The organism is Stenotrophomonas sp. MYb57 (genome assembly GCF_002966815.1).
Classification (GTDB): Bacteria; Pseudomonadota; Gammaproteobacteria; order Xanthomonadales; family Xanthomonadaceae; genus Stenotrophomonas; species Stenotrophomonas indicatrix.
The window spans coordinates 3,391,088-3,416,598 of record NZ_CP023271.1; the positions used below are offsets into that span (position 1 = coordinate 3,391,088).

Annotated in this window: 26 protein-coding genes; 14 read left to right on the forward strand and 12 right to left on the reverse strand. The window is 67.8% G+C overall.

The features are described from left to right. Positions 1 to 171: 171 nt before the first annotated feature. Positions 172 to 2,736 carry a bifunctional lysylphosphatidylglycerol flippase/synthetase MprF gene (gene mprF / locus CLM74_RS15615; RefSeq protein WP_105164465.1) on the forward strand — a complete coding sequence of 855 codons (2,565 nt, stop codon included), beginning with the start codon at positions 172 to 174 and terminating at the stop codon, positions 2,734 to 2,736. Between the two features lie 94 nt (positions 2,737 to 2,830). Here mprF and CLM74_RS15620 read toward each other — a convergent pair whose 3' ends face one another. The 4 genes from CLM74_RS15620 to CLM74_RS15635 form a co-directional block, all read right to left on the reverse strand. Beyond that, the gene (locus CLM74_RS15620; RefSeq protein ID WP_325051173.1) at positions 2,831 to 4,165 is read right to left on the reverse strand and encodes an AcvB/VirJ family lysyl-phosphatidylglycerol hydrolase; all 1,335 of its coding nucleotides are present in this window, start codon (positions 4,163 to 4,165) and stop codon (positions 2,831 to 2,833) included. Positions 4,166 to 4,261: 96 nt separating this feature from the next. Further along, the gene (locus tag CLM74_RS15625; protein ID WP_105164467.1) at positions 4,262 to 4,879 is read right to left on the reverse strand and encodes a DUF998 domain-containing protein; all 618 of its coding nucleotides are present in this window, start codon (positions 4,877 to 4,879) and stop codon (positions 4,262 to 4,264) included. Then, the gene (locus tag CLM74_RS15630; protein WP_032952129.1) at positions 4,876 to 5,055 is read right to left on the reverse strand and encodes an oxidoreductase-like domain-containing protein; all 180 of its coding nucleotides are present in this window, start codon (positions 5,053 to 5,055) and stop codon (positions 4,876 to 4,878) included. The genes CLM74_RS15625 and CLM74_RS15630 overlap by 4 nt, the downstream gene beginning before the upstream one ends. A gap of 49 nt (positions 5,056 to 5,104) precedes the next feature. Beyond that, complete coding sequence (locus CLM74_RS15635) at positions 5,105 to 5,707, reverse strand: hypothetical protein (RefSeq protein ID WP_025879077.1); 603 nt, start codon at positions 5,705 to 5,707, stop codon at positions 5,105 to 5,107. Positions 5,708 to 5,936: 229 nt separating this feature from the next. Here CLM74_RS15635 and CLM74_RS15640 point away from each other — a divergent pair, with 229 nt between their 5' ends. Then, positions 5,937 to 7,094 (forward strand): transglutaminase-like domain-containing protein, encoded by a 1,158-nt coding sequence (locus CLM74_RS15640; RefSeq protein ID WP_105165036.1) that lies wholly within the window; start codon positions 5,937 to 5,939, stop codon positions 7,092 to 7,094. 7 nt (positions 7,095 to 7,101) lie between these two features. Here CLM74_RS15640 and CLM74_RS15645 read toward each other — a convergent pair whose 3' ends face one another. Beyond that, positions 7,102 to 7,437 (reverse strand): zinc ribbon domain-containing protein YjdM, encoded by a 336-nt coding sequence (locus CLM74_RS15645; protein ID WP_025879075.1) that lies wholly within the window; start codon positions 7,435 to 7,437, stop codon positions 7,102 to 7,104. A 179-nt stretch (positions 7,438 to 7,616) separates the two neighbouring features. Between CLM74_RS15645 and CLM74_RS15650 the strand changes: the two genes are divergently transcribed. The 3 genes from CLM74_RS15650 (at position 7,617) to CLM74_RS15660 (ending at position 9,696) form a co-directional block, all read left to right on the forward strand. Further along, the gene (locus CLM74_RS15650; RefSeq protein ID WP_105164468.1) at positions 7,617 to 8,978 is read left to right on the forward strand and encodes an Hsp70 family protein; all 1,362 of its coding nucleotides are present in this window, start codon (positions 7,617 to 7,619) and stop codon (positions 8,976 to 8,978) included. A 272-nt stretch (positions 8,979 to 9,250) separates the two neighbouring features. Continuing rightward, positions 9,251 to 9,502 carry a YkgJ family cysteine cluster protein gene (locus CLM74_RS15655; protein WP_025879073.1) on the forward strand — a complete coding sequence of 84 codons (252 nt, stop codon included), beginning with the start codon at positions 9,251 to 9,253 and terminating at the stop codon, positions 9,500 to 9,502. 11 nt (positions 9,503 to 9,513) lie between these two features. After that, positions 9,514 to 9,696: a hypothetical protein gene (locus CLM74_RS15660; RefSeq protein ID WP_025879072.1), complete on the forward strand. Its 183-nt coding sequence runs from the start codon at positions 9,514 to 9,516 to the stop codon at positions 9,694 to 9,696. Positions 9,697 to 9,745: 49 nt separating this feature from the next. Here the strand turns inward: CLM74_RS15660 and CLM74_RS15665 are convergent, their stop codons facing one another. From CLM74_RS15665 to CLM74_RS15675, 3 genes are read right to left on the reverse strand one after another with little or no spacing between them, the layout of a single operon-like run. Next, positions 9,746 to 10,624 carry a DUF4097 family beta strand repeat-containing protein gene (locus CLM74_RS15665; RefSeq protein ID WP_025879071.1) on the reverse strand — a complete coding sequence of 293 codons (879 nt, stop codon included), beginning with the start codon at positions 10,622 to 10,624 and terminating at the stop codon, positions 9,746 to 9,748. 12 nt (positions 10,625 to 10,636) lie between these two features. Continuing rightward, positions 10,637 to 11,161, reverse strand: coding sequence for a hypothetical protein (locus CLM74_RS15670; RefSeq protein ID WP_032977117.1), 525 nt, complete (start codon positions 11,159 to 11,161; stop codon positions 10,637 to 10,639). Next, positions 11,158 to 11,736, reverse strand: coding sequence for an RNA polymerase sigma factor (locus CLM74_RS15675; protein WP_105164469.1), 579 nt, complete (start codon positions 11,734 to 11,736; stop codon positions 11,158 to 11,160). The genes CLM74_RS15670 and CLM74_RS15675 overlap by 4 nt, the downstream gene beginning before the upstream one ends. 126 nt (positions 11,737 to 11,862) lie before the next feature. Between CLM74_RS15675 and CLM74_RS15680 the strand changes: the two genes are divergently transcribed. Beyond that, a complete protein-coding gene (locus CLM74_RS15680) occupies positions 11,863 to 12,042 on the forward strand; it encodes a hypothetical protein (protein WP_025879068.1) in 180 nt (59 codons plus the stop codon). A gap of 35 nt (positions 12,043 to 12,077) precedes the next feature. Next, a complete protein-coding gene (locus CLM74_RS15685; protein ID WP_105164470.1) occupies positions 12,078 to 12,671 on the forward strand; it encodes a mechanosensitive ion channel family protein in 594 nt (197 codons plus the stop codon). A 646-nt stretch (positions 12,672 to 13,317) separates the two neighbouring features. Here CLM74_RS15685 and CLM74_RS15695 read toward each other — a convergent pair. Together CLM74_RS15695 and CLM74_RS15700 are read right to left on the reverse strand one after the other, a co-directional pair. Further along, complete coding sequence (locus tag CLM74_RS15695) at positions 13,318 to 13,584, reverse strand: DksA/TraR family C4-type zinc finger protein (RefSeq protein ID WP_025879161.1); 267 nt, start codon at positions 13,582 to 13,584, stop codon at positions 13,318 to 13,320. Positions 13,585 to 13,742: 158 nt separating this feature from the next. After that, positions 13,743 to 14,300, reverse strand: a complete 558-nt coding sequence (locus CLM74_RS15700) for a DUF2058 domain-containing protein (protein ID WP_105165037.1) — start codon at positions 14,298 to 14,300, stop codon at positions 13,743 to 13,745. Between the two features lie 61 nt (positions 14,301 to 14,361). Here CLM74_RS15700 and CLM74_RS15705 point away from each other — a divergent pair, with 61 nt between their 5' ends. The 3 genes from CLM74_RS15705 (at position 14,362) to CLM74_RS15715 (ending at position 17,560) form a co-directional block, all read left to right on the forward strand. After that, positions 14,362 to 14,862 (forward strand): M48 family metallopeptidase, encoded by a 501-nt coding sequence (locus tag CLM74_RS15705; RefSeq protein WP_025879163.1) that lies wholly within the window; start codon positions 14,362 to 14,364, stop codon positions 14,860 to 14,862. A 46-nt stretch (positions 14,863 to 14,908) separates the two neighbouring features. Continuing rightward, positions 14,909 to 15,607, forward strand: coding sequence for an RNA pseudouridine synthase (locus tag CLM74_RS15710; protein ID WP_025879164.1), 699 nt, complete (start codon positions 14,909 to 14,911; stop codon positions 15,605 to 15,607). A gap of 384 nt (positions 15,608 to 15,991) precedes the next feature. Then, positions 15,992 to 17,560 (forward strand): phospholipase D family protein, encoded by a 1,569-nt coding sequence (locus CLM74_RS15715; protein ID WP_105164472.1) that lies wholly within the window; start codon positions 15,992 to 15,994, stop codon positions 17,558 to 17,560. Between the two features lie 3 nt (positions 17,561 to 17,563). On the opposite strand, the gene CLM74_RS15720 is transcribed toward CLM74_RS15715, so the two are convergent. Further along, positions 17,564 to 18,643: an HDOD domain-containing protein gene (locus CLM74_RS15720; RefSeq protein WP_059064774.1), complete on the reverse strand. Its 1,080-nt coding sequence runs from the start codon at positions 18,641 to 18,643 to the stop codon at positions 17,564 to 17,566. A 272-nt stretch (positions 18,644 to 18,915) separates the two neighbouring features. Between CLM74_RS15720 and CLM74_RS15725 the strand changes: the two genes are divergently transcribed. Further along, a complete protein-coding gene (locus CLM74_RS15725; RefSeq protein WP_025879167.1) occupies positions 18,916 to 20,013 on the forward strand; it encodes a Glu/Leu/Phe/Val dehydrogenase dimerization domain-containing protein in 1,098 nt (365 codons plus the stop codon). A gap of 85 nt (positions 20,014 to 20,098) precedes the next feature. Here CLM74_RS15725 and CLM74_RS15730 read toward each other — a convergent pair whose 3' ends face one another. Further along, complete coding sequence (locus tag CLM74_RS15730) at positions 20,099 to 22,936, reverse strand: S8 family serine peptidase (RefSeq protein ID WP_105164473.1); 2,838 nt, start codon at positions 22,934 to 22,936, stop codon at positions 20,099 to 20,101. A 181-nt stretch (positions 22,937 to 23,117) separates the two neighbouring features. Here CLM74_RS15730 and CLM74_RS15735 point away from each other — a divergent pair, with 181 nt between their 5' ends. The 3 genes from CLM74_RS15735 (at position 23,118) to CLM74_RS15745 (ending at position 25,319) form a co-directional block, all read left to right on the forward strand. Beyond that, positions 23,118 to 24,293: a thiolase family protein gene (locus tag CLM74_RS15735; protein ID WP_025879169.1), complete on the forward strand. Its 1,176-nt coding sequence runs from the start codon at positions 23,118 to 23,120 to the stop codon at positions 24,291 to 24,293. A gap of 124 nt (positions 24,294 to 24,417) precedes the next feature. Beyond that, positions 24,418 to 24,759, forward strand: a complete 342-nt coding sequence (locus CLM74_RS15740; RefSeq protein ID WP_025879170.1) for a hypothetical protein — start codon at positions 24,418 to 24,420, stop codon at positions 24,757 to 24,759. A gap of 149 nt (positions 24,760 to 24,908) precedes the next feature. Next, positions 24,909 to 25,319, forward strand: a complete 411-nt coding sequence (locus CLM74_RS15745) for a hypothetical protein (RefSeq protein ID WP_025879171.1) — start codon at positions 24,909 to 24,911, stop codon at positions 25,317 to 25,319. Positions 25,320 to 25,511 lie beyond the last annotated feature (192 nt).

Here is a 25,511-nt window from a genome sequence, read left to right on the forward strand (position 1 = left end):
TCTGGACTGCATTCTCACCCAGCCGGCGTTGGAAGTGTGTGCCCGGTGCGGCCACTGGATACCGCCACCACCAGCACAGCGGCAGTGCTGGTCAAACGGCGTGGACAGGCGCACGATGCGCCACGCCTGCGTTGACACCGCCCTCGCCCTTTCTGACGCACCCTTGCGCCGATGACCGCACCCACCGATTCCACTGCCTCCCCTTCCACACCGACCTGGAAGCGGGTCGTCACCATCGTCGTCCCGCTGTTGATCCTCGCGCTGGCCCTGCATGGGCTGGCCGGCGAATTCGACGAGCATGGCTACCGCGCCATCCGCCAGGCCTTCCGCGAGCTCAGCGCTGCGCAGATCGCGCTGACCGTGCTGCTCGGCCTGGCCAGCTACGCCTGCCTGATCGGCTTCGATGCGATCGGCCTGCGCCGCAGTGGTATCCGCGTGCACCCGGCACGGATCGGCATCACCGCCTTCCTCGCCCACACCCTGGGCCAGACCGTGGGCTTTGCCGCCCTCACCGGCGGCGCAGTGCGCCTGCGCGGCTACCGCAGTGCCGGCCTGGACCTGGCGCAGATCGGCCAGGTGGTGCTGATGAGCACGCTCGGCTTCATCTTCGGCGCGTGGCTGCTGATCGGCGTTGCGCTGTGCATGGAGCCGGCAGCTGCCGCGCTTGCGCTGCCGCTGGACCCCGGCGCGGTGCGCGTGGTCGGCATCGTCGCGCTGCTCGCCTATGCGGCCACCTTCGTCCTGGTCGGCCGCAACGGTCGCCAGTTCCGCATCTTCGGCCATGGCCTGTGGCTGCCCGACCGGCGCACCATGCTCGGGGTCACCGTGTTGAGCGTGGTCGAACTGGTCCTGGCCAGTGCCGCGTTCTATGTGCTGCTGCCCGATTCCACGCCGACCGGCCTGCCCGGTTTCGTCGGCCTGTATCTGGTCGCCGTGCTGGCCGGCCTGGTGTCGACGGTACCGGCCGGCCTTGGCGTGTTCGAGTGGAGCCTGCTGAAGCTGCTGCCGCAGGTAGCGCCGGCTGCGGTGCTGGCGGCGGCATTGATCTACCGCGTCAGCTACTACGTGCTGCCGCTGCTGCTGGCGACTGTGCTGGCCCTGGCGCCCGCGCTGCGGCAGCCGCTGCAGGCCAGCGCAGGTGCCACCCGCGCCGGCTGGTACGCGCTGCGTCCGTGGTTGCCGCAGATCATCGCGCTGGCCGCCTTCAGTGTCGGTGCCGCGCTGGTCATCGACGGCACCCTGCCCACACCGCGACGGCACCTGATCAATGCCTCGCTGCCGATCCTGGAAACCTCGCACCTGATCGGCAGCCTGGCCGGCGTCGCCCTGCTGCTGATCGGCCAGGGCCTGGCCCGCCGCAGCCACGCGGCCTGGATGCTGGCGATGGCGATCTGCGTGATCGCGCCGCTGCCGATCTGGCTGCGCGGTGGGCAACCGCTGATCGCCTTGTCGGCGTTGCTGGTGGCGATGGCGCTGTGGGCAGCACGTCGCGAGTTCTATCGCCAGGGCGCGCTGCTGGACGAAGCCTGGTCGTGGCCATGGCTGCGCAACCTCGGCCTGGTGCTGGTGGCGGTGACGTGGCTGCTGTTCTTCACTTACAGCCACGTCGAATACCAGAACGAGCTGTGGTGGCAGTTCGCCGTGTCCGGCAATGCGCCGCGCGCGCTGCGTGCACTGCTGCTGGTGGCGATGGCGCTGGTGATGTTCGGCCTGGCGCGGCTGCTGCACAGCACGCGCAGCCCGCTGCCGCCTGCCGACGACGCAACCCTGCAGGCGCTGGCACCGGTGCTGGCCGGCGCCACCGACACCCAGGCCTGCCTGGTGCTGACTGCCGACAAGGCGGTGCTGCGCGATGAGCAGCACAAGGGCTTTGTGATGATGCAGCGCTACGGCGGCTCGCTGATCGCGATGGGCGATCCGGTCGGGCCACCGGAGGTGGCGCGCGCACTGATCTGGCGCTTCCGCGAAGAAGCCGACCGGCTCGGACTGCGCCCGGTGTTCTACCAGGTGGGTGAGGCGTATTGGCAGACCTATCTCGATCTCGGCCTGGGCCTGGTCAAGCTGGGCGAAGAGGCCATGGTGCCGCTGCACGACTTCGGCCTGGAAGGCCGCGAGCGCGCCGACCTGCGGCAAGCCTGGAACCGCGGCAAGCGCGGCGGGCTGTCCTTCCGCGTAGCACCGGCGGAAGAGATCCCTGCCCTGCTGCCACGCCTGCATGCGATTTCCAACGCCTGGCTGGAGGACAAGTCAGGCGACGAGAAGGGCTTCTCGCTGGGCAGCTACGACCCGGACTATCTCGTGCGTTTCCCGATCGCCCTGGTCGAAGCTGAAGGTCGGATCGTGGCCTTTGCCAACCTGTGGCAGGCACCGGCGGGCGCCGAACTGTCGGTGGATCTGATGCGTCATGTCAGCGATGCACCGAAGGGCACGATGGATTTCCTGTTCATCGAGCTGTTCCTGTGGGGCCGCGCGCAGGGCTACGCACGGTTCTCGCTGGGCATGGCGCCGCTGTCCGGCCTGGCCCAGCACCGTCTGGCCGGTCGCTGGAACCGCCTGGCCGGCCTGCTCGCACGGCATGGCGAGCGCTTCTATGGCTTCAGCGGCCTGCGCAGGTTCAAGTCGAAGTTCGATCCGCAGTGGCGACCGCGCTACCTGGCCGCGCCCGGCGGCATGCATCTGCCCGCCGCCCTGCTGGATGCCACGCGGCTGATCTCGCTGGACCCGCGGCGCAGCTGACGCCCCAATCCGCCGGGCATGGCCCGGCGCTACCTGATGGATCGTCCGCACGGGTAGCGCCGGGCCATGCCCGGCGGTGGTCCCATGAGGCCGATTACACGCCGCCCTTGAGGATCACCTCGGCCAGGCGATCGTAGTCACCGCCGAAGTGATGGTCACCCGGCAACTTGACCTTGTGCACGCCGTCGTTGACCGGCAGATCGGGGCACAGCGCATCCTCGTCCTTGTCGCCGTACACGCACAGGGTCCTGGCCGCCGGCAGCTTCGCCACTTCCGGCGCGATCGGCAGGCCGCCGCCACCGCCGCCCAGCCAGTTGCTGACATGGAATTCAAAGTCGGCATTCCTGCCCACCGACAGCAGCACGATGCGTTCGAGGCCGGCGCGGGTGCCTGCATCAAGCTGGTTGATGGTGGCCGGCAGCACGTCGGCGCCCTGCGAGAAACCGACCAGCATCACCTTGTCGCGCTGCCATTGCTTGCGGTAGTGGCCGATGATCTTCTGCAGATCGACAGCGAATCCCTGCGGCGTACGTTCGCTCCAGAAATAACGCAGCGAATCGATGCCAACCACCGCCACGCCATGTTCGGCCAGGGCGCCGGCCACGTCCTTGTCCAGGCCGGCCCAGCCGCCATCGCCGGAAACGAACACCGCCAAGGTGTCACCGCTGCCCTGCGCCGGCACTTCCACTACCGGCAGCCCCTTCAGGGCATCCGGCGGCGGTGCCAGCGCGACCCCGGCCTGTGCGCCGATCACCCGCGCGGCGGCCACCAGCCCCGGTGTCGCATCGCCAGCGGCGGTGCGCTTGAATTCACGCGCCATTGCAACCTGCTGCACGAACGGGCCAGCGCTGTTGGTCGAACACCCCGGCGCGCCGGCCGCGTTCAACCACGGGAAATTCAGTTCGCTGGGCTGCAGGCGGTCGTGCTTCACGCCATCACCGCAGACCATGCGCTCGTGCACATGTGCCGGGCAGAATCCCGAGGTCAGCAGGCCGGCAAAGACCTGGGTGTCGGCCTGCGCTGCCAGCGCATAGGCCAGTTCGGCGCCTTCGCCGCTGCCGCCGACCAACGGCAGGTGATACCCCGGCAGATGCAGGAACGCCTGTACCCAACGCGAGAAATTCTCGACATCGCCCGCGCCGAACGCGCAGCTGCTGTTGCCTTCGCGCTTGAGCACGCCACGCAGGTGGGCCACATCCACCGATGCGACCAGTGCACCATCGGCGCGCAGCGCTTCAATCGGCATGCGGCTGTCATCGGCATCGGCGCCGTCATGGAACCAGATCACCACCCGTTGCGGTGCCCCGGCCGGAACATGCACCGGCACCTGATCGAAACGTCCATGGCTGACCTGCTGCACTGACGCCACCGCTGGCACCGCCGCCAGCGCCAACACCAGTCCCATCGCCCTGCCCAGCCCTGCACGCATCGTTTCGCATCCCGTTGGAATGCGCACACGATACGCCGCCGCTGCGTGCACGGCACGTACCGGTACAGGCGCCCTGCAATCAGGCAGGTGGTTGATTCAGCGGGTGCCGGCGGTACGCCCGCGGCGATACAGCGCCAGCGCCAACCACAGCAGCCAGCCGACGATCACCGCGATCACCAGTTTCTGCCCCAGCCCACGGGGTGGGCCACCGCGCCACAGCACGTGTACCCACAGCAGCACGAAGGCCAGCCATGCCCAGCCCCACAACAGCGCCGCACTGCTCCGCCAGCCTGGCTCGCGGCGCAGGTACCAGGCCTGCAGCAGCATGCCGACGCTGGCGCACAGGAAGGCGGTATTGGCGGCCAGGCCGTGGATCAACGGCGCCAGCAACGGCGTTGCCGCAGGCAGCCAGCTGTCACCGATGGAGACGGTGGCCAGGCCAACGGCGGCCACGCAGAACAACAACGGTGCCGCTGCGCTGCGCCGCGGCCCCACGCTGTGCCGATACAACGCGATGCCGAGCACGGCGATGGCCAGTGCCAGCAGGCAGTAGGCGCTGCGCAGCGCCAGGCCCCACGGCCCATGCAGGTACAGGCTCAAGGTGGCCTTCACCCAATCCAGATCGGCCCGCGCGAACTGCGTCCACAACGCGGTCGCCACGAACAACAGCAGTGCCACCAGCGCCAGCGTCGCGGCCGGACGGGCCCGCGTCATGGGCCAGCGTCCGGATGCCGTGCCAGCCACTCAGCCAGCGCCTTGCGGTAACGCTGCAGCTCCTCGGTGTACAGGTCGAGCACGCACAACGGGCAGCCACTGCCGCAGCACTCGTTGGGACCGGGTTCTTCCGGGGGCAGTGGACGGGGATCGGCAGGAGTATCGGAGACGGTCACGGCTGCAAACAACACCACGCAATGGCAGGTGGGTAGTGTAGCGGCGCGCTCAGGCGCCCAGTTGGCGGCGCAGGTTGGCTCGCGCGGCGGCATCAAGCTGCTGGTCGAAAAAGTCGCTGAGGAAGATCCGCGGCGCGCGCAGCAGCCCCTGCAGGAAGCGGCGGCGTCCGGCGCGGTACAGGAAGCCCGGCACCACGCCTTTGTACTCTTCGGCCACGCCGCGGTCATACGCGGCAAACACCTCCTCGGGTGCCGCCAGGATCGCCATGTCGCAGTCGAGGAACAGCGCCGCTTCGGCATCGACATCGGCCGGGCCCAGCTCGCCATGGCGGGCGGTGAGCAGGATCAACTGCTCGACCCGGCCGGCATCGACCGATGCGAGCTCGGGCCAGTCCGCGATCGCCTGCAGGGCCAGCGCGGCCGACCTGGCCTCATTGTCCTTGCGGCCGGCCTGGTAGATCGCATCGTGGTACAGCACTGCCAGATAAACCTCGGCCGGCTGCTGCCAGCCCGGACCTGCAGCCACCTCCTGGCAATGCTGCAGCACCGCGCGCACATGGCCGAAGTGGTGGTAGGCGCGCGGTGGCGTCGCATAGGCATCCTGCAGTGCCTGCCAATGCGCGGGAGCGAGAGTCAGCGGGGCGAAGTCCATGCAGGGATGATCCCGCCCTTGGCACCGCCGGGCAAGCTGGCTGTTTTTTCACCAGCCACTCACATCCCGTGCCGGGCAAGGGCGCAGGACAGTTGTCCACAGGTTTGTCGCGTGCTGGTCCACACCGGCTGTGGACGAAGCGCAGCGCTGATCGCCGGTGGATGCGGACCGCCACATGCAGGTCTACACTGGCCGCAGGCGGGAGCGCCCGCCGCTGCCGGAAACCGTCATGCGCCGTCTTGCCGCCCGATGCTTTCTCCTGTCACTGGCTGCGCTCGGCGCGCCAGCCCTGTCCGCGCAGGATGCTCCAGCCGCTGCGCCCGCCATCCCGACCATCTCCACCGTAAAGGTCACCGCCGCCAGCGTGCCGACACCCGAACAGGTGCTCGCGATCCCGCCGGCGATGCGCGAGATGCTGCAGAAGCAGGTGATCAGCCGCAGCTACTCGCGCGACCAGCGCCTGCAGGCGCTGGTGGAGATGATCTTCAGCCAGCACGGCCTGGACCTGCAGTACGACGCCGATGCGACCTACACCGTCAGCGAGATCTGGCAGCACCAGCGCGCCAACTGCCTCGCCTTCACCCTGCTGTTCGTCACCCTCGCCCGTGAGGCCGGCATCCAGGCGCGGGTGCAGGAAGTCGGCCAGGTGGTGTCGTGGTACCAGGACCAGGACCAGGGCGTTGTCTACAACGTCGGGCACGTCAACGCCGGCGTGGATGTCGGTGGCCGCTACGGTACGGTCGACCTGGATCGCAACGTGCTGTACGACCGCCATGGGCCGCAACCGATTGGCCGCGAACGGGCGCTGGCGCACTACTACAACAACCGGGGCGCGGAGCAGCTGGCCGATGGCGACCTGAGCGGAGCACGTGCCTTCTTCGATGCCGCGCTGGGGCAGGACCCGGAGTTCGCCTCGACATGGAACAACATCGGCGTGCTCGACAACCGCCTGGGCGATGACCAGGCGGCACGCACGGCGTTGGACACGGCGTTGCGCCTGGACGGACGCCAGAGTGCAGCGCTGAACAACGCCAGTGCGCTTTATCGCAAGCTGGGCATGACGGCGCAGGCGGAAGCCATGCAGAAGAAGCTGCAGTCGGTGCAGCGCGAGGACCCGTTCGCGCAGTACATGCAGGGTGCCCAGGCCGAACGCGCTGGCGACCTGGACAAGGCGATCACGTACTACCGGCGGGCGGTGCGCCTGTACGACACCGCGCACCAGTTCCACTTCGGCCTGGCGCGGGTGTATTTCTTGACGGGCCGGCTGCAGCGTGCGGACCGCGAACTGCTGCGGGCGCAGGAACTGGGCGGATCAATGCAGCAGGCACGCTACCAGGCCAAGCTGGACAGCCTGGCCCGCTGGCGGGCGCAGCAGGCCAAGCGCTGAGGCGCGATCAGGCCTTCTTGAGGAAGCAGGTCTTCAGCACCAGGCCCTTGATCTTGTCCGAGTTGCCCTCGATGTGCTCGGCATCGTCTTCGACCAGGCGGATGTTGCGGATCACGGTGCCCTGCTTGAGCGGGATTGAGGAGCCCTTGACCTTCAGGTCCTTGATCACGGTGACGGTGTCGCCGGTCTGCAGGGTATTGCCGTTGCTGTCACGCACGACCAGGGTCGAACCGGTACCTTCTTCGGCCGTCCACTCGAAGCCGCAGTCGGCGCAGATCCACAGCGCGCCATCGGCATAGGTGTTTTCCAGGGTGCACTGCGGGCAGGCGGGAACAGAAGACATTGCAAGTACCTCAAAATGAATCAACAGCGGCCATTGTAACCGCCCGGCCTTTTCGTTCATTTTCCGACGTCGGTCCGGACCGGACCTCGCCCCACCCCGCCCGAGGCAGGCACCGGAACTTGCAGCGCGCGGCAAACTCCAGCAGAGTGCGCGGCCCCTGATCGTCCCCGGACCTCCCCATGCGCCTCGGCATCGACTTCGGTACCAGCAACTCCGCCGCCGCCATCGTGCGTGATGGGAAGCTGCTGCCGATCCGCTTCGGCGAGGCCGAGCAGTTCCGCACCAGCGTGTACTTCCCCGGCGTGGTGCCCGACCCGGACGATTTCCAGCTCGACGCCGGGCAGGAACGCGAACTGCAGCAGCTGATCGACAGCGCCGCCCGTGCAGCCCGCGCCGCTGGCCAGGAGCGCACGCCGCAGGCCCTGCGCCGCGAGGCACTGCGCGCCCTGCGCCGGGAATGGATGGAGGCTCGCGCCGGAAAGGAACGCAGCGCCAGCGACCTGCTGCAGAACGCCGTCTATGGCGACGACGCGCTGGAAGCGTACTTCGAGGAGCACGAAGGCAACCTCGTGCAGAGCCCGAAGTCCATGCTCGGCTACAACCTGCACCCACGCGCGCGGCAGACCATCACCGGCATTGCCGCGCACATCCTCGAACACATCCGCTTGACCGCCAGCGCCCAGCTCGGCCAGCCGCTGCGCAGCGCCCTGCTCGGCCGCCCGGTGCAGTTCCGCAGTTCGATCGGCGAGGCCGGCAACGACCAGGCCCTGGACATCCTGCGCGAAGCGGCCGGCCAGGCCGGCTTCGACCACATCGATTTCCTTGAAGAGCCTGCCGCCGCAGCGATGCATTACCACGCTGAAAGCCGCGATCGCCATCAGGCGGTGATCGTCGATATCGGCGGCGGCACCACCGATATCGCGCACGCCGAAGTGGGCGGCAGCCAGGCCCCGCGCATCCACCGTGCCTGGGGTATTGCCCGCGGCGGCACCGATATCGACCTGGCCCTGAGCCTGTCCGGCTACATGCCGCTGTTCGGCCGCGGCATCACCCGCGTGCCCACCCACCACTACGTGGAAGCGGCCACCGTGCAGGACATGACCCGCCAGCGCGAGTTCCGCCAGCACAACTACGACAACGTCGACGCGCCGTGGGGCGCGCGCCTGCAGGCGCTGCAGGACACCGGCAACACCGCCCGCCTGTACCGCGATGTCGAGCGCGCCAAGATCGCCCTCAGCGGTGCCAGCGAACACCGCAGCACGCTGGATTACATCGCCCGCGACCTGCACGTGGACAACAGCGCCGACGGCCTGGCCGCCGCCGCCCATGGCTACCTGAGCCAGATCCGCGAACTGCTGGCCCAGGTCCGCAGCGACATCGGCGGCGACCCTGACGCGGTGTTCCTGACCGGCGGCATGTCCCGCGCCGGCTACCTGCGGCAGGCCGCTGCCGAGGCGTTCCCGGGCGCCCGGATGGTGCACGGCGAGCCTTCGCTGGGGGTCGTCCAGGGCCTCGCGCTGGCGGCAGCCAGCCGGGATTAACAAAACGTTACGCGGTCTGAGCTACCCTTGGTCGGCTAGAAAACCGCTGCACCTTCCGCTGGCCTCGCCGGTGTGTGTACCCATGGTGCAGCCTGACCCGCCCAGCGGGTCTGGCGACCATGCCCTCTGGCTCGATCATGGTCCGCGTATTACCCGAGCCGCCATCGAGACCCGCTTTGGGCACCCGCCAGGCCCCTGTGGCCGTACAACCTGACGCTGAACCAGCACCCATCGACTGCCGCCGTTGTGACGCGGTCTGTTGCCGGTTGCCGGTGCTGCTGCAGCCCGGCGACCACGTGCCCGGCCAGTTCCTGTCGCGCGACGCTCACGGCCGTGCCGTGATGGCGCGCAACGAGGAAGGCTGGTGCGCGGCGATCGATCCGTATCACCTGCGCTGCACGATCTATTCGCAGCGCCCGGCGATCTGCCGCCAGTTTTCGATGGGCGGCGACGACTGCCGCCGCGAGCGGCAGGACTACCTGCGCCAGGCTGAATCCTGCGCGCTTTCCTCCCCTTCCACCTGACAGGAGCAACCATGCCCCGCAAGGCAAAGACCCCCGCGAAGGCCAGCAACAGCATCCGCAGCGAACGCAAGGGCGCATCCGCCAGCACCGTGGTCAACAGCGACTCGATCGCCTCCGACCTGGCCGCGTTCCGCAAGAGCGGTGGCAAGATTGAAGTTCTCGGTACCACCTGGGCGCTGAAGAAAGCCAGCTGACCCTCCCCCGACCGCGGCGGCGCTGCCGCCGCGGCCTGCCGGGCCGCGCTCAGCGGTCCAGGCGCACCTGCACACTACCCGAGTGCGACTGCACGCGGATATCGCCGTCGCCGCTGCCCAGCCGCGCATCCAGGCTGCTGCCCGGCCCATAGCGCGGCCGCTCCACCTTGCCGGCGTCGCTGTTGATCGACCCGCTGAAGCTGTTCACTGACAGCTGCGCCGACACCGTGCGCGGCAGGCGCAGGCTGACCGAGGCACTGACCGACTCGACGTTGATGCGCCCGCCTGGTGCCAGTGCCGTCGCCGACAGGTCGATGCCTCCGGATACCGTCTCCACCACCAGGCGCTGGATGCGACCGGCATCGACGCCTACCCGGCCAGACACCGTCTGCGCCCCGATCTCCCCGGAAACGCCCCCGCCAGCCTCGATCCGGCCGCTGACCGTGTTCACGTCCAGCCGCGGGGTCTGCAACCGCGCAGTGACATTGCCGCTGACCGTATTGAGCACGCTGTCGCCACTACGACCGGCGGCGGCAAGGTTGCCGCTGACGGTATCTGCCTGCAGCCGCCGCACGTCCACGCCACTGATGTCCTGGTCGGCACTGACCGTGCTCAGCAGCAGCTCCACCGAGCGCGGCACGTTGAGGGTCAAGGTGGCGCCGCCATTGTTGCCGCGTCGCGGATACTCGATTTCCCAGCGCACCCGGTTGGCACTCTTTTCCTGGCGCAGCTGCAGGCCGTCGCTGAGCGTGCCGGTGAGCTGCACGTCATTGCGGTCCCAGCCGCGTACAGTCACCTTGCCAGCGACGTTGCTCAGTTCGATGCGGCCGCCTGCAGCAACATTGTGACGTTCATCGACGCGTGTATCAGCCAGCGCCATTGCGGGCACCAGCAGCAGGGCCGCGCAGATCGGGAAAAGGGTTCGCATCGGGGGGGCTCCTCAGGTTGTCAGACCGGAGGCGGCCTGGGCCGCCTGCCGGGTCAGTTCGAGCCGCAGCGCATAGGTCCGCTTGAGCTGTCCAAGCAGGTGCGGCGCACGCGGGTCCTGCGCCATCGCGGCGCGGATCTGTTCCGCACTGCGATCCAGTTCATGCAGCGCGGGCTGCCACTCCGGCGCAGTGCCATCAGGCAGCGACGCCACTGCCTGCCGGTACTGTTCGGTCATCGCATCGGCCTGCAGCTGCAGGCCGCTGGGTGCAGGCAGCGACTCGGGCGCGTGCCGCCACGGCGCCACCGCGTAGAGCGCGAGGCTGGCTGCCAACGCCGCGCCAACCGGCAGCCACCAGCGTCGACGGGTGCGCAGTGGCAAGGCCACCACGTTGTCCACCGGCGCCTGCACGGCAACCGGTTCGCGGGGTGGCAACCGCGCCGACAGGCGTTCCCAACCATCAGCCGGGGCACTGCGTTCTGCGGGAAGGGCGCGCAGGCGCGCCAGCAGGTCGTGATCGGGGTCGTGCGTACTCATGTCATGTCTCCCAGGCGCGCACGCAGCAGGCCACGCGCGCGATGCAGCTGTGCTTTGGAACTGCCGACCGCCATCTGCAGCTGGCCGGCGATTTCATGGTGTTTCCAGCCTTCGATATCGTGCAGCACCAAGACCGCACGCGCGCGCGGCGGCAGGGTCGCCAACGCGCGTTCCAGGTCGCGTTCGGTGCCGGCGCAGCCGTCATGCACCGCCATCTCCGGTAGCCCACCGTCCACGTCGTCCAGGCTGTCGTGGTCATGCCCGGCGGCACGACCGCGCAGTTCCATCAGCGCGGCGTTCACTCCCAACCGATGCAGCCAGGTCGACAGGCTGCTCTCGAAACGGAAGCCGGACAGTGCCTTCCATGCCTGCAGGAACGCTTCCTGCAGTGCATCCTCGGCACGCGCCTGCTGCCCGCCACACAGCCGCCACAGGGTGGCAAACACCCGCGGCGCATGCTGCCGATACAGCTGTTCATAGGCAGCGGTATCGCCGGCCGCCGCTGCACGTACCAAGGCGGTTTCGTCGACGACGTCGTTGGCGGCAGGCGGCGCGGGCATGGTGGTGTCGAGCATATCCGTTGGATGCGGCCTGCCGGAAAAAGGTTTAGATCTTCCGGAGCGCTTTTCGGTTGCAACCTTTTCGCGCCTGGCTGCATCCATCACAGGTCCCCCGCAGGCCTGCCCGGCCAGGAGCCTCCCATGTCCAGCCCTTCCTGCGCCGCCCTGCTGGCGATCGCGGCCTGCATGCTGCTGCAGGCGTTCGACGTTTCCCTGCACTGGCGTGCCGAAAGCGGCCGCGCCTGCGTGCAGCAGCACAAACAGGACCTTGTCTGTCTTGCCTGGGCACAGGCGGTCGAAACGTCGACACGCGCCGGGTAACATCAAGCCCCGTTTCCGTCACACGTTGTCGCCCCATGATGTTGTCGCTGAAGGACCACCTGCCCGCCTGGACCCACCCCTGGCTGCATGACATCGGGATCGCCCTGCAGATCCTGATCACCCTGCTCGCCGCTTGGCTGCTGCGGGTGCTGGCGCGGCGCCTGATCCGCCGCTTCGCCGACCACTACACGCTGCCGCAGGAAATGGTGATGGGCGCGCGCCGGATCACCAGCTTCGTGGTCTATTTCAGCGCGGTGCTGTACATCCTCAGCCTGCTCGGCGCATCGCCCTCGGTGCTGTGGACGGCCTTCACCGGTTTCGCTGCGGTGGGCGCGGTGGCGTTCTTCGCGGCCTGGAGCGTGCTGTCCAACATCTTCTGCACGCTGCTGATCTTCACCACGCGACCGTTCCGCCTGCATGACTACATCGAAGTGCTGGAGAACGGCGAAAAGCCCGGGCTGAAGGGCCGGGTAATCGACGTGAACCTGATCTACACCACGCTGCAGGAAACCGGCAACGGCCACGAGGGCACGGTGCTGCAGCTGCCGAACAACCTGTTCTTCCAGCGCACGGTGCGGCGCTGGCGCGACCCGACGCAGGCGCCCGGCGGCATCCAGGGCGACGGCTGAGGGGGTGTTCGGCAGGGCTGCGCCCTGCACCCGCAGAGGCCTTCAAACCAAGGCAACGTCAACGTCAACGTCAAAAGCCGGCATTCCGTGGGATGGCGGGGCACTGTGGGTGTGCGGGGACGCCGTGAATCCATCCCTGGAGGCTTGGTCGCGGCATCCATGCCGCTCACACCCCGCAAACCCACAGCGCCCCGCCTTCGACAATTCCCGGCTGCTGTTGGTAGGTGTCGACCTTGGTCGACACGTAGATCCACGCCATGCGTGGATGCTCTTCGATCCAATATCGAAATATTCGATTTCCATCGGAATTCATCCACGCATGGCGTGGATCCAACAGACCCCTGGAAACTGTCAGAGGCGGGGTGGTGTGGGGCTGCAGGACCGTTGGCGCCATGGATGGCGCCATCGAGCCCCCAAGGGTGAGGGCGCTTTGCTTGCGAAGCACTGCTTCGCAAGCGCCCGAACGCACAGCCGCCAGCGGCTGGGCCGGACCGCGGAGCGGGGTTTACGGCGTGTCCTGCAACCCCACACCGCCCCGCCATCCCACGGAATGCCGCTCTTGCTCTTGCTGTTGCTGTTGCTCTCAAGGTTGCCGGCCAGCGGCCGGCACTACCGCGGGTGCAGGGCCCAGCCCTGCCGAACACCCTTACCGCAGTTGGCTGTCCTTGCTGCCCCGGCGGTTGTAGCCACTCTGCGCCTGTTCCTCTTCGTCGTGCGCCTGCTGACAGTTCACGCACAGCCGTACGCCAGGCACTGCCTGACGCCGCGCCAAGGGAATCGGCGCGTCGCATTCCTCACAGTGTTCCAGACCCGGGCCCTGGCGCAGCTGGCGCCGCGCGCGGGCAATCGCATCGTCGACGGTGGCGTCGATCTGGTCCTGGACCGCGCCATCTCCGGCCCAACCGGTAGCCATGGCCATCCTCCGCAGGTGTGTCGCCTGATATGGGGACAATACACCCACGGAAAAGGCATCTGCGTCCGCAGCGCTTCAGCAACCTGAGCAGAAAAGGGGACGGAGGGGATTACGTCGTTTGTGGCAGAAACGACGTAATCCCCTCCGTCCCCATTTTCTTACCAGACCAGGTCGTCGGGGACCTGGAACTGTGCGTAGTAGGCGTCGTCCTCGGCGTTGCCGGTGGAGATCTCGGCGCTGGAGCCGGGCGTGCCATGGTCGACGATGATGGCTTCCGGGGCGCGTTCACGCACCTTCTCCGCTGCCGCGCGTGGCAGCACCGCGTAGCCATCGCCATGGGCCACAATGACCAGCACGCCCACCGACAACGCCTTGCGCAGCTTGGTATCGATCAACAGGGTGCGGATCACTGCGCCATCGCTGAAGCGGTACTCGTCCTCGCCTTTGTGCGGCACGGCGTGGGCGCTGATGATCTGCTTGGCCTGCGCCTTGCGCTCAGCCTGCCGGGCCTGCGCGTTGCGCTCGGCAGCCAGCGCACGGTCACGCTCGATCTTCTCGGCGCGCGCGCGTTCAGCTTCACGCTGGACCTCCGCCGACGTCGACTCGGCCTTGCCCTGGCGGGCCTTGGCCTGTTCACGCGCGGCGGCACTGGCCTGCGACTTCTTGGCCAGGCCGGCCTTGAGCAATTGTTCCTGCAGCGCGTTGGGCTTTGCCATGGTCGATACGTACCGCGTGTAATCTGGATGCCCCATTCTACCGACGCGCCGACGCCCCTGCATGGCTGTCCTGAAGTACCTCACCGGCTACCCCGAACCCCTGGTCGCCCAGGTCAGCGATCTGCTGGCACAGGGCAAGCTCGGCCCCTGGCTGCAGCAGCGCTACCCCGACCCGCATGAGGTGCGCAGCGACCGCCAGCTGTACGACTACACCCAGGACATGAAGGACCGCTACCTGCGCAAGTCGGTGCCGCTCAACAAGGTCTGCTACGACAACACGCTGGAGGTCATCAAGCATGCCTTGGGCACCCACACCGCCATTTCCCGTGTACACGGCGGCCGGCTCAAGGCCAGCCGCGAGATCCGCATCGCCACCGTGTTCCGGCAGGCGCCAGCCGCCTTCCTGCGCATGATCGTGGTGCACGAGCTGGCCCATCTGAGGGAGGCCGACCACAACAAGGCCTTCTACCAGCTGTGCCAGCACATGGAGCCGGATTACCTGCAGCTGGAGTTCGATACCCGCCTGTACCTGACCGAGCTGGCCAACCGCGGCCAGCGCTGAGCCGGCGTAGCGGCTACACTGCGCGCCCCCTGCCCGACCTTTCGCCATGGAACCGACCCGACTCGACAAACGCCTGTCCGCCCTGCTCGGCATCCCGCGTGGTGAAGCGCGGCGCTATATCGAGGGCGGCTGGGTCAGCGTCGATGGCGAAGTGGTGGAACAGCCGCAGCGCCCGGTGGACGAGAGCGCCAGCATCGTGGTGGCCGAGCAGGCCAGCGACAGCAAGGCCGAGCGCGCCAGCATGCTGCTTCACAAACCGGCGGGCGTGCCAGCCGATGCCCTGTGCGCGCTGATCCGTACCGAGACCCGCAGCGAACTGGATGCCAGTGACATCCGTCCGCTGCAACGGCATTTCCACGGCCTGCAGCTGGCATCCTCGCTGCCGGCCGACGACAACGGGCTGGTGGTGGTCAGCCAGGATCCGGCGGTGCTCGCGCACCTGCAGCGCAACCTGGGCCGCACCGAACAGGAGTACCTGGTCGAAGTGGCTGAAGGCGGCCCGGAACGTGGCCCGTGGCTGATGGCCCGGCTGCAGCATGAAGCAGGCGGCCCGAAGGTCAGCTGGCAGAGCGAGCAGCGCCTGCGTTTTGCAGGCAAGGGACTGACCGCAAAGGGACTGAGGACGGCGGTGACGGCTGCCGGCCTGCAGGTGGTGGCCGTACGCCGCCTGCGCATCGGCCGGGTGGCGCTGGGCCCGCTGGCCGTGGGCCAGTGGCGCTATCTGGGCAGCGACGAGCGGTTCTGAGTCACGGCGCTTCATCCACGCATGGCGTGGATCTACCGGTGGCAGTTCATCCACGCATGGCGTGGATCTACCGGTGGCAGTTCTTCCACGCATGGCGTGGATCTACCGGTGGCAGTTCATCCACGCGTGGCGTGGATCTACCGGTGACAGTTCATCCACGCATGGCGTGGATCTACCGGTGGCAGTTCTTCCACGCATGGCGTGGATCTACAGGTGGCAGTTCATCCACGCATGGCGTGGATCTACCGGTGGCAGTTCATCCACGCATGGCGTGGATCTACCGGTGGCAGTTCATCCACCCGTGGCGTGGATCTACCGGTGACAGTTCATCCACGCGTGGCGTGGGTCTACCTCCATGCGTAGCCAGGATCTACCATCGGCGTCATGAGTCTGCGCAAACCCCTATGGCGACGCCTGCTGCGCGTGGCCGCGATCATCATCGCCGCCCTGCTTCTGCTGGTGCTGTCCGGCCTGCTGCTGGCCGACCACCTGGCCCCGCAGGCGCGCGGCGAAGCGTCGCAGGTACTGCCGCTGCAACCTGCGCAGACGCCCATCGATCGGCAGATGATGCCCCTGCAGGCCGACCATCCCGGGCAGTCGGGCGTGGCCTTCCTCAGCGATGGCATGGATGCGTTCGCTGCCCGCGCGATGATCACCGAGCACGCCGGCCGCAGCCTGGACCTGCAGTACTACATCTGGCACGACGACCTGATCGGCCACTTGATGGCCAAGGCGCTGTACGACGCTGCCGAACGTGGCGTGCGCGTGCGCATCCTGCTTGATGACATGAATGCCAAGGACAAGGATGCGCTGATGATGGCGCTCGATGCGCATCCCAACATCGAGCTTCGCCTGTACAACCCGTTCCGCAACCGCAGTGGCATCGCCCGCACGCTGGAGCTGGTGCAACGCGCCTTCAGCGTGAACCACCGCATGCACAACAAGAGCTGGATCGCCGATGGCCGCATCGCGATCGTGGGTGGCCGCAACATCGGCGAGGAATATTTCAGCGCGCGCAGCGACGTGAATTTCCAGGACCTGGACCTGGTGGTGGCCGGCCCGGCCGTGCAGCAGGCCAACCAGATCTTCGACGACTACTGGAACAGCGACGCGGCGATTCCGATCTCGGCGCTGGCAACCTATACCGATGCACAGCTGCGCCAGCTGGTGCGCCAGTCCGATCTGGACGCGCTGCATGCGCAGGCCCAACCGTACCTGCAGCGCGTGGCCGAGTCGCGCCAGCGCCAGCGTGCCAGCCCGGAGCCGCTGCACTGGAGCAGGCAGGTACGGATCGTGTCCGATCCACCGATGAAGCACCACGACGATGCACACGACGACTGGCTGGTCACCGAGCTGGTCCAACAGCTGCAGTCGACGCGCTACAAGGCACTGTTGATCTCGCCGTACTTCGTCCCCGGCAGCGAAGGGCTGGACGGCCTTTCGGCGATGGCCGGCCGCGGCGCCCAGGTCGGCGTGGTGACCAACTCGCTGGCGGCCAATGATGTTGCTGCCGTGCACGGTGGCTACATGGGCTACCGGGTGCCGCTGCTGAAGGCCGGCGTACAGCTGTACGAACTGAAGGCGAACGGCCAGAGCGGTGAAGGCAGCCTGTTCGGGAGCAGCGGTGCCAGCCTGCACACCAAGGCATTGCTGGTCGACGACCGGCGCGGGTTCGTCGGATCGTTCAACCTCGATCCGCGTTCGGCCTATCTCAACACCGAGATGGGCGTGCTGTTCGACGACCCGGTGCTGGGCGCACAGCTGCGCGCGGAATACCTGCGCCTGGCCAGCCCGGAACACAGCTGGTGGCTTGCGCTCGGCGCTGATGATGAGCTGCGCTGGCTGCAGCGCGAGCCGCCGCCGCACTGGGTCGATGCCGAGCCCGGCAGCAGCCTCGGCAAACGCTGGACGGCACGGGTGATCAGCTGGTTGCCGCTGGAATCCCAGCTGTAACGATCAGGGGGCGTTCCCCTCGCCATCGCCGTGCAGGCTTTCGTCCAGGGTTTCCACATTGCGCCCATGCAGGCGCCGCCAGATCCAGCGCAGCGCGTGTGGCGGCGCTGCCGGCAATTGTTCCAGCAAGGCCAGCATGCGGCCCTGGCTGGCATGCCCGTGCCGGCACAGCAGGCTGGCCGCCGCAGCGGCGCTGGCCAGGCGCAGGCTGTCGGCCAGCGGACCGTCTGCATCAGGCGCCAGGGCCTGATGCACCGGTTCGGGCAGTTCCCACGCTGCTGCCACCCGCTGCGCCAACGGCAGTGACCACTGCTGCAGCAACTGCAGGGCCAGCGCGGGCTCCACTTCTTCGCCACGCACCTGTGCTTCCTGCAGCAGTTGACGCATGACCAGCGCCGCGCCCAGGCCCTGCACCAGGCCCAGCCATTGCGCAGCGAAGGCATCGCCGAAGGTGACCGTGCGGGCGTGGTCGGCGGCCGCGCGCGACGCCAGCAGCGCGTGCTCCCATATGATCGAACTGAACTGCGGGAACACCTCGCACTGCACCTGCATCACCGGCTGCACCAGCACGGCGCTGATGATCTGCCGCACACCTTCGGTGCCGACCAGGGTCACCGCCCGCTGCAGGCTTTCCACGGGCCGCTCGTGCACCTTGTAGGCCGGGCTGTTGGCGATCCGCAGCAGGTTGCCGGTCAGCACCGGATCCTGGCCGATGATCGCCGCCATCACCCGCGCCGATGCAACGTCGTCATTGACCGTCTGGATCAGCTGCGGCAGCAGTTGCGGGCGCCGCGGCAGCTGCCGGGTAGCCCAGTCGCGGTCCTGCAGCGCGCGGTCCACCGCTTCGGCCAGACCCGATGCGCTGACCGCCGCCGGTTCGCCTGCCAAGCGCGGATACAGGGCCAGCGCGTGCAGTCCGCGCTGCAGGTGGGCGGCGACCTCGGCCGCCGGCAAGGCGTCGCCCTGCAGGCTGGCCGCCGCGGCCGCCACGGCCTGGCGGGGGGCTGCGGCCAGGCGTGCCGGGGCCTGCCCGGTCAGCTGCGACAGCCAACGGAGCACAGATCGCCACCACGCTGCGGTCATCGCCGCCCATCCTGTCGTTGTCCTGCTGCCACTGCCTGCCCCTGCGCCTTCATCACATCCGGCGACCTGCCGTCGTCGCAGCATCGGCCGCACTTTCATCTTCTTTAACCCGGGCGCGTCCGGCGTCGACGGCATATCCCGGGCGAATGGACTAGAATGGCGCCGCGCGACCCGTCCCCCTGTACCGACGACGTCGCTTTTTTTGTTTTCGGACCCTACCGTTCATTGGCAGTTCGCCGCAGTTCACCGCAGATCGCGCCATCGGAGACCCCATGCTATTCGAAACCCTCGCAACCACCGGCCACGAACAGGTGGTGTTCTGCCACAACCAGGATGCCGGCCTGCGGGCAATCATCGCCATCCACAACACCACCCTGGGCCCCGCCCTGGGCGGGGTGCGCATGCGCCCCTACGCCAGCACCGACGATGCGCTGGCCGATGTGCTGCGGCTGAGCCGCACGATGACCTACAAGAATGCACTGGCCGGTCTCAATGTCGGTGGCGGCAAGGCGGTGATCATCGGCGACCCCAAGGTCGACAAGACCGAAGTGCTGTTCCGCGCGTTCGGCCGCTATGTCGATTCGCTGGGTGGTCGCTACATCACGGCCGAGGACGTCGGCACCGACGTCAACGACATGGAGAACATCTACCTGGAGAGCCAGTTCGTCACTGGCGTGCACCAGGTCCATGGCGGCTCGGGAGATCCGGCGCCGTTCACCGCCTATGGCGCGCTGCAGGCGTTGATGGCCTCGATGCGCTTCAAGTTCGGCCATGAGGAAGTGGGCAAGACCAGCATCGCGGTGCAGGGCCTGGGCCATATCGGCATGGAACTGGTGAAGCTGCTGCGCGACCGTGGCGCCAAGCTGTACGTGACCGATCTGGACAGCGCGCTGGTGGATCGTGCAGTCAACGATTTCGGCGCCGAGGCAGTCAAGCCGGACGAGATCCACGAAGTGAACGCCGATGTGTTCGCGCCGTGCGCGCTGGAAGGCGCGATCAACGCCGACACGCTGCCGCGGATCAAGGCGAAGATCATCTGTGGCACCGCCAATAACCAGCTGTCCAGCCTGGAGATCGGCGACGAGCTGCATGCGCGCGGCATCCTGTATGCGCCTGACTACGCGGTCAACGCTGGTGGCGTGATGAACGTGTCGCTGGAAATCGACGGTTACAACCGCGAGCGCGCGATGCGGCTGATCCGCAGCATCTACCACAACCTGACGCGCATCTTCGAACTGTCGCAGCGCGAGAACATTGCCCCGCAGCGCGCGGCTGACCGGATCGCAGAAGCGCGCATCCTGTCGATCGGCAAGCTGAAGATGCCGCTGGGCCGCAGCACACCGCGCCTGGGCGACCTGCGCGGCGGCTGAGCGCCGCCCCCGGCAACCGGACGCGTGCCGACCGTGGGTCGGCACCGCCGGATGAACGCGCCGGGCAGCACGCCCGGCGCCATGATCAGAAACCGGTGCTGTAGCGCAGCGCCGCCTGACGTGCATCATCGCCACCCACGCGCTGGTCGATGCCCAGGCTCAGGCGGCCATTGCGGCCCCACCACGATTCCAGCGCCAGGCCGAACAAGGCACTGCCACGCGGTGCGTCAACACCGGCCAACGGCGCCCAGGCATCAACGCCGACGAAACTTGCCTGCCAGGCCTGCTCACCGCCATCCAGCCGTTGCTGCCATTCGGCATGGCCGCGCAGCGTCCAGCGCCCCCACTGCCGCTCACCCCGCAGGCCCGCCAGCATCTGGCTGCGCTGTGCACGCGACGCCTCACCGCGCAGGCCGAAGCCGAAGCCGCCCTGCTCGCTGAAGCCATCGGTATCCAGGCGGGTGCTGCTTGCCCCCAGGTACGGTGTCAACGATGCACCGATGCGCCCGAAACGATAGCCGCCTTCAACGCTGGCACTGCTGAAACGTCCGCCGTAGCGCGCGGACACACCGTAGGCACCGGCACCCAGCAGCAACTGGCGATCCAGTTCCCGGGTGAACTGGCCGGTGCCGAACTGGGCCAGCGCATAGCCACGCCCAAGGCTCCAGCCGGCATACAACTGCGCCTGCGCCTGGCGGTCACGCCCACGGTCACCACTGAAGTTGCTGCCACCATTGCTGCGGGTTTCGCCAAAGGCCATGCCCAGCAGGCCGTTGCTGCCCAGTGCCACGTCCTGGCCGGCCATCCAGCCCTGGCTGTCGGCGGCGTTGCCGGCAAAGCTGCCCTGCCCGGCTTCACCCAGCGCGCTCTGCCAGGCGCCACGCAGCTTCGGCGCAGCCTGCACGCGGTCGAAGCGCTCGGCAACCGCGCGGCGCGACATGTCCACGCTGTCGAAGGTCGACGCTTCAGCGCGCGCATGTGCTTGTCCGGACAGGCTCTCCAGGCTCGCCGACAGGCCATCGGTTCCGCCAGACGTACGCTGCAGCGCGCCTGCGGCCACGCCGAACGCCGAGCCCTGCAGATCCGCATTGCGGTCCAGCGCGGTGAATGCCGACTGCACCCGCAGTGCCGATGCCTGTGCATTGGCGCCCAGGCCCGATGCGGCTGCCGAAACGTTGACCTGGGTCAGGTCCATCCACGCGTCGTTGCTGCCATAGCCGTACTGCGCCTGCAGCAGGGTCAGGCCGTTGGCGCCGGTGTTGGCCACCGGCGTGGTGAACGTGCCGTTGATACCGCCGTTGGCATGGACCAGACCCTGGCGGCTGCCGACCTGCGGCACGTAACCGGACACGATGCCATCGACCACCACGCCACCGGCCAGGCGTGCGGTGCCGGTGACCTGCAGCGCGTTTACCCCCAGCGCGACGATCAGCTGCGCATCCGGCCGCTGGCTGTAATTGCCTTCGATGGTCGCGGTGGTGTTGGCGTTGACCAGCACCACGCTGGCGCCGTTGTCGACGTTGCCGATCACCCGCGGCGTGCCGGGCATGAACTGCAGGCCGGCCATCGAGGCACCACCGGAACCGGAGACGCTCACGTTGGAACGGATCACGCCGCCACCGCGCAGGGCCAGGGTGCCGCGCTCGATGCGGGTCGCACCGCTGTAGCTGTTGTTGCCGCTCAGCTCCAGCCGGCCATCGCCGCGCTTGATCAGGCCGCCAGCGCCGGCGATGTCGTTGCTCCAGATCGAGCCCGAAGAGGCCGCGTCGACATTGACCGTGGCATCGCCCCAGTCGAAGCGGCCGGGACCGTTCACCGCCTTGCCGACGTTGAGCATGCCGTAGCCGTAGATGGGATCGACGCCCGGCGCACCGATGTCGGTGGCGGTGCCGAGCAGGGTCTGCCGCACCAGGTCGTTGTCGAAGTATGGATAGCGCTGCCAGACCAGCGCCGCAGCACCGGAGATCAGTGGCGCGGCGAAGGACGTACCGTAGTTCCACAGGTACTTGCCGGTACCCGGCTCCGGAAACACCGCGCTGCCGGGAGCGGTCAGGCAATAGCGCGCGGCGTCGCCACAGGCATTGGCCCACGGCGCACGTTCACCGGGCTTGTTCGGATCGATCGCAGTAGCTACCAGCCAGCCTTTTTCCAGATCCGCTGCCGGCAGCGATCCACCGAAGCCACGCTGGCTGGGCAGCGCGGCCACGCTGCTGGGCTGGTCGCGCCCTTCGTTGCCTGCGGCGAACACCACCAGGCCACCGTGATTGATGATGAAGGGGCGATATTCGCCCGCGACCTGCGCTGTGGTGCCGAGGTCGGTCCAGTACAGGCCGCCCCAGGAATTGTTCATCACCTTCACGCCGTAGTTGATCAGGTCCTGGTGGACCCCGGCCACGCCCAGCGTGCCGCTGAAGGAGTTGCCCCTGCCACTGCCGTCATCCTTGGGCGTGGTGTCGGAAATGATGCGTGCCGAGACGATCTCCGCACCCTGTGCGATGCCGCCGGGCCAGACCCCCACCGGTACACCGGCCGCCAGGCTGGCGACGGCCGTGCCATGGCCGAGCACGTCATCGACGTTGAGATTGTTGCGGCTCGGGTCGATGTAGTTGAGGTTGGCCACCACCCGTCCGTTCAGCGCCTCGGCACTGCGCAGCACGCCCGAATCGACGATGCCGATGCGCACGCCGCGACCGGTCGCGCCGGTGGCCTGTGCGGCACGCGCGTTGGTCTGTGCCAGATGCGCATCCACGGCCGGCTCTAGCGGTCTGGCAGCGGGAGGCGGGGTGACCGGGGGCGTGACCGGAGGCGTGGTCGGGGGCGGGTCGATGCGCACGTTGCTGCCGCCGCCTCCACCGCCACACGCCGTCAGCGCCACCGCCAGCGCCGATGCCAGGACCGACCTTCCCATCGTCTTACGTTCCATCGTTTCCTTCCCATGAACGTTGGCCTGCCGCCATCCGGGCAGGCATCCAGTACTGCCCAGCGGCAGTCTTCGCCGACCCTCTATACTGGGCCGACCCCCACGCAGTCTGCCGGGAAACGGCGCCGTATCCAACGCCCGTCGTCTCCTTTCCGAACATTGCTCACGCATCAACGAGATTGCCATGTCCAACATCGTCATCGCCGCCGCCAAGCGCACCGCCATCGGCTCCTTCCTCGGCCAGTTCAACGGCGTTCCGACCCCGACCCTCGGCGCGGCCGCCATCGCCGCCGCGCTGGAACAGTCGGGCGTGCCTGCCAGCGACGTCTCCGAAGTCCTGATGGGCTGCGTGCTGCCGGCCAATCTCGGCCAGGCCCCTGCCCGCCAGGCAGCGATCGCCGCCGGTATTCCGCTGTCGGTCGGCGCCACCACCCTCAACAAGGTCTGCGGTTCGGGCATGAAGGCCATCATGCTCGGGCATGACCTGATCAAGGCCGGTTCGGCCAAGGTCGTGGTCGCCGGCGGCATGGAGTCGATGTCCAACGCGCCGCACCTGCTGCCCAATTCGCGCACCGGCAACCGTTTCGGCAACTTCCAGGCGGTGGACCACATGGCCCACGACGGCCTGGTCAATGCCTATGACGGCAAGGCCATGGGCGAGTTCGCCGAATGCGCCGTGGACAAGTACCAGTTCACCCGCGAAGAGCAGGACGCCTACTCCATCGAATCGGTCAAGCGCGCACAGGCAGCCCAGGCCAACGGCGCCTTCGCCGACGAGATCGTTGCGGTGAAGGTCGCCACCCGCAAGGGTGAAGTCGAGGTCGCCAGCGACGAACAGCCTGGTCGTTCGGACATTGCCAAGATCCCGACCCTGCGCCCGGCCTTCAAGAAGGACGGCAGCGTGACCGCCGCCAGTTCCTCCAGCATCTCCGACGGCGCTGCCGCCGTGGTCCTGCTGACCGAAGAAGATGCTGCCGCACGCGGCCTGCAGCCGCTGGCGCGCATCGTCGGCCATGCCACCCATTCGCAGGAGCCGGAGTGGTTCACCACCGCCCCGATCGGTGCCATCCACACCCTGCTGGCGAAGACCGGCTGGTCGCTGGACCAGGTCGATCTGTTCGAAGTCAACGAGGCCTTCGCCGTGGTGGCGATGGCACCGATGCGCGAACTGGGCATCCCGCACGACAAGCTCAACGTGAATGGCGGTGCCTGCGCGCTGGGCCATCCGATCGGCGCCTCCGGCGCACGCCTGGTGGTCACCCTGGTCAACGCATTGCGCACGCGCGGCGGCAAGCGCGGCATTGCCACCCTGTGCATCGGCGGCGGCGAAGCGACGGCTATCGCCATCGAGTTGATCTGAAAGGGTTTAACGTCTATTTCGCAAAAATGAATGCGGGATCGCTTGACACCCAATCTTGGCTTGTCATCATGTTGTCGGCGCGCAGCATGCGCGTTGCCTAATTCTAACGACGAGGATTTACACAATGAGCATCAACAAGCTGCTGGTCGCGATGTCCCTGGCTCTGGCCCTGGCCGCCTGCTCGAAGCAGGAAGCTGCCCAGGACGCCGCTGCTTCGGCCAACCAGGCCGCCACCGAAGCCCAGGCTGCTGCCGACCAGGCCGCCGCTGCTGGCGCCCAGACCGCCGACGCTGCCCAGCAGGCCGCTGACACCGCCGCCACCGCTGCTGACGCTTCGGTCGACGCCGCTGCCCAGGCTGCTGGCGCTGCCACCGACGCCGCTGCTGGCGAAGCCAAGGACGCCGCCAAGGCTGCCGAAGCTACCGCTGAGCAGGCCAAGGACGCTGCTGAAGAAGCCAAGAAGTAATAACTTCTTTCTTCAAGCTGTTCTGAAGAAGCCGCTGGTTCGCCAGCGGCTTTTTCTTTGCGCGCAGTTCCGTGCGCAGGTCACCACCAGGTCTTCACAACGGTATGAATAGGCTGGCGTCCCCATCCATTGCAGTACCGGAGACCGCCATGAAGATCCGTCCGCTGACCACTACCCTGCTGGCCGCCTCCCTGCTGCTCGCACTGGCTGCCTGCAAGGGCCCGGAAGCCGAACAGGCCAAGCAGGATGCCGCGCAGGCCGCCGACAGCGCCGGTGTCGCCGCACGCGATGCCGTTGACAAGGCCGCCGCCGCCACCCGCGACGCTGCCGACAAGACCGCTGCCGCCTCTGAACAGGCTGCCGCCGATACCCAGCAGGCGCTGGACAGCGCCGCAGCCGCGACCGCCACCGCCGCCGACAAGGCCAAGGTCGCAGCCACCGATGCCGCCGCCCACGCCAGCGACGCCACGGCCGATGCCGCGCAGAAGGTTGCCGACAAGGCCCGCGATGTTGCTGACGACGCCAAGGCCACTGCCGCCAAGGAAGAAGCCAAGCACTAAGGCCTTCGCGTTCGTCGGGCATCGCCCGGCGCAACCGGAAAAGCCGCGGCATCGCCGCGGCTTTTCTGCTTTTCGCTTCTTCTGTTGATTCCGTGCTGGGCGCGCACGGAACCCGTCCAAGGCCGCGCGGGTGGGCTGCGCAGGGGCGTAAGCGCCCTGGGCCCGAGGCATGCCTCGGGCGGGTTGGGCAGG